This window comes from Flavobacterium sp. (assembly GCF_044371705.1).
Classification (GTDB): domain Bacteria; phylum Bacteroidota; class Bacteroidia; order Flavobacteriales; family Flavobacteriaceae; genus Flavobacterium.
The window spans coordinates 1-2,560 of sequence record NZ_JBILTE010000274.1 but is presented as its reverse complement, the minus strand read 5'-3'; the positions used below and the strand labels follow the sequence as shown (position 1 = coordinate 2,560).

At 35.4% G+C, this 2,560-nt stretch carries 3 protein-coding genes and 1 pseudogene; 3 read left to right on the top strand and 1 reads right to left on the bottom strand.

Annotated elements, in window-relative coordinates; all coding sequences use genetic code 11:
- Together ACIQ2S_RS12910 and ACIQ2S_RS12905 are read left to right on the top strand one after the other, a co-directional pair.
- On the top strand, positions 1–499 hold a 499-nt coding region (locus tag ACIQ2S_RS12910), incomplete at its 5' end, for an orotate phosphoribosyltransferase (RefSeq protein WP_396176642.1).
- 73 nt (positions 500–572) lie between these two features.
- Entirely contained in the window at positions 573–965 is a 393-nt protein-coding gene (locus ACIQ2S_RS12905; protein ID WP_396176640.1) for an SRPBCC family protein, read from the top strand.
- A gap of 75 nt (positions 966–1,040) precedes the next feature.
- Here ACIQ2S_RS12905 and ACIQ2S_RS12900 read toward each other — a convergent pair whose 3' ends face one another.
- Positions 1,041–2,258, bottom strand: coding sequence for a porin (locus ACIQ2S_RS12900; RefSeq protein WP_396176638.1), 1,218 nt, complete (start codon positions 2,256–2,258; stop codon positions 1,041–1,043).
- 94 nt (positions 2,259–2,352) lie between these two features.
- Here ACIQ2S_RS12900 and ACIQ2S_RS12895 point away from each other — a divergent pair.
- Positions 2,353–2,560, top strand: a pseudogene (locus tag ACIQ2S_RS12895) (50S ribosomal protein L11 methyltransferase); the annotation flags it as partial.

Here is a 2,560-nt window from a genome sequence, read left to right as displayed (position 1 = left end):
TCCTATTCGCAATTACATTCGTGAGGAGTTTTCAAAGAACATTGAAAAGCAATATGGTAAGCCGGACGTTATAGCCGGAGTTGCAACTGGAGCTATTGGAATTGGGATGCTTGTTGCCGAATACATGGGACTTCCTTTTGTATACGTTCGACCGGAGGCAAAAAAGCACGGACGACAAAATCAAATTGAAGGTTTTCTACAAAAAGGTCAAAGTGTGGTTGTTGTAGAAGATTTAATCAGCACTGGTGGAAGTAGTTTACTTGCTGTAGAAGCATTAAAAGCCGAAGGAGCAACTGTTAAAGGAATGGTTGCCATCTTTACCTACGGTTTTGATATATCTGTTCAAAACTTCAAAAAAGCCAATATTGAGTTACACACGTTGAGTAATTATGATAATTTATTAGAATTGGCTGTTGCAAAAAATTACATCTCTGCTGAGGAACAGCATACATTGCAACAATGGCGGGTAAGTCCGTCTACTTGGGGGATTGAGGTTTAGGAAGTTGCGAGTTGCGGGTTATAAGTTGTAGGTTGTAGGTTGTGGGTTGTAAAATTTAACATAAAAACATAAAATGAATTTAGAAAGTCCAAAAGTAAGTGTTGAAAAATCGGCTACTTATATTTTCGAAGCCTTATCGCAAGTAACCAATTTTGAAAAATTAATGCCGGACAGTATTGCCAAATTTGAGGTAATTGGCGATGATGCTTTTATTTTTGGTTTGAAAGGGATGCCCGAAATAAAATTGAAGATGAAAGAAAAAGTACCCACCAGCAAAGTGGTTTTAGGTGCTGCATCTGATAAATTACCTTTTACCTTAACGGGAAACATCATTCCGTTGTCTGAAACCAGTTCAGAAGTACAGTTGCAATTTGAAGGTGAGTTCAACCCAATGATGGCGATGATGATTAAAGGTCCGATTTCAAAATTTATTGAAACATTGGCTCAAAACATGAACAAATTATAATAGACCCTTTCAAATACTAAAAAAACCCTTTTCAATAATCATTCTGAAAAGGGTTTTTCTTTTAGCTGTAAACTATTAAATACCTATTTCTACTTGAAAACGTGCATACCAAGCATTTTTGGTGTTTCCATTCGCGTATGAAAATTGGTCGAAAGAAAACTCGGTCTGTAATTTAAACGCGTGTTCCCAAAAATATTTTGTTAAACCTATTGTATATTGTTTCACATCAGGAGTATATGCTTTGATGTCTTCAGCAACAGTTTGAATAGAATACCTCCCAATCACTTCATAATTACTTAAAAACAAATAACTTAATTGATAATCAAACCCTTCGCCAACAAACACGTAATTAAACTGCGTTAAATCATCGGGGTTAAACGCAATGGGATCATCAGACATTCGGTTCATGTAGGCTGTCATAAAAGCCCAACCATCGTATTTTACCATTCCATCAAGCAGAACAGATTGCATGTCTTTCTTTTCAAACAAATCGGCTCCTAACTGGCCTTGTGTTTGACGAGCTTTGTGATTGGTACTGAAAGCTCCTGAAATTAATACTTTTGGTGTCTTCTCACGAGCAATATCGCCTTCAAAATTGGTTCCGTCTCTACTAAATGAACCTAAAGGAAATAATTCTAATTTACCTGTGAGTGCAAATCCGTTATCGGGTTCGCTGGTTACATTTCGTCCATCGCCCGTTGTGATAGCAGTTTTGATATTGTATGAAAATTTATTATCTCTCTCATTTAAATAATACACTTGCCATCCAAAATCACGATCAATATTAAATCGGTTATTATTAATTGTTCGATCGCTTAACTGCAATGCACCACTGGAATTTACTCGTTGTCTGTTTCCGGGTAATTTAGTTTGGCCAAAGGCAATGCTCCAGTTTTTATTGGGTCTATAAAAAACAACTGCATCTCGAATAATATTGATGTTTTCGCCTTCTTCAATAACCCCAACATCACCGGGTGCAAAGGATAATTGAATGGCATATAGAAACTTCGGATTACCCACATAGCCATCGAAACGCAAACGCAAACGTCTGATTTGTGCATCATATACTTCTGTTTCATCTTCTGCATCAATATAACTTACCCTATTTTGCATGCGGAAACGAATATTTAATTGAAAAATACTGTCGGGTGAAGTAAGACCCAAACCTCTACCAAAACTGTAATAGGGTATGGTGGCCAATTTTAAATCGTTATCTTTTGTACTAATTTTTATATCCTGGCCAAATGAAAAGAAGGACACAAGGCCAAATAGTAAAAAGAGTAACTTTTTCATGAATTTTGAATATTAATTTAATGTGCAAAAATAATTTAATTATTGATAAGACAAACTTTTGTAACTGTATTGTTACCTTTGCAAAAACAAAAAAATGTCAAATAGTTATTTAGGATACCATTTTATAGTTGAACCCAAAGAATTAGGAAGTGAAATTCTTGTAGCAGAATTAGGTGAAAAACCTTTTGAAAGTTTCATTGAAACCGAATTTGGTGTAACCGCATACATTCAAAAAGATCTTTGGAGCGAAGATGTATTGGAAGATATCTTTATTTTGAATTCACCTGAATTCACCATTTCGT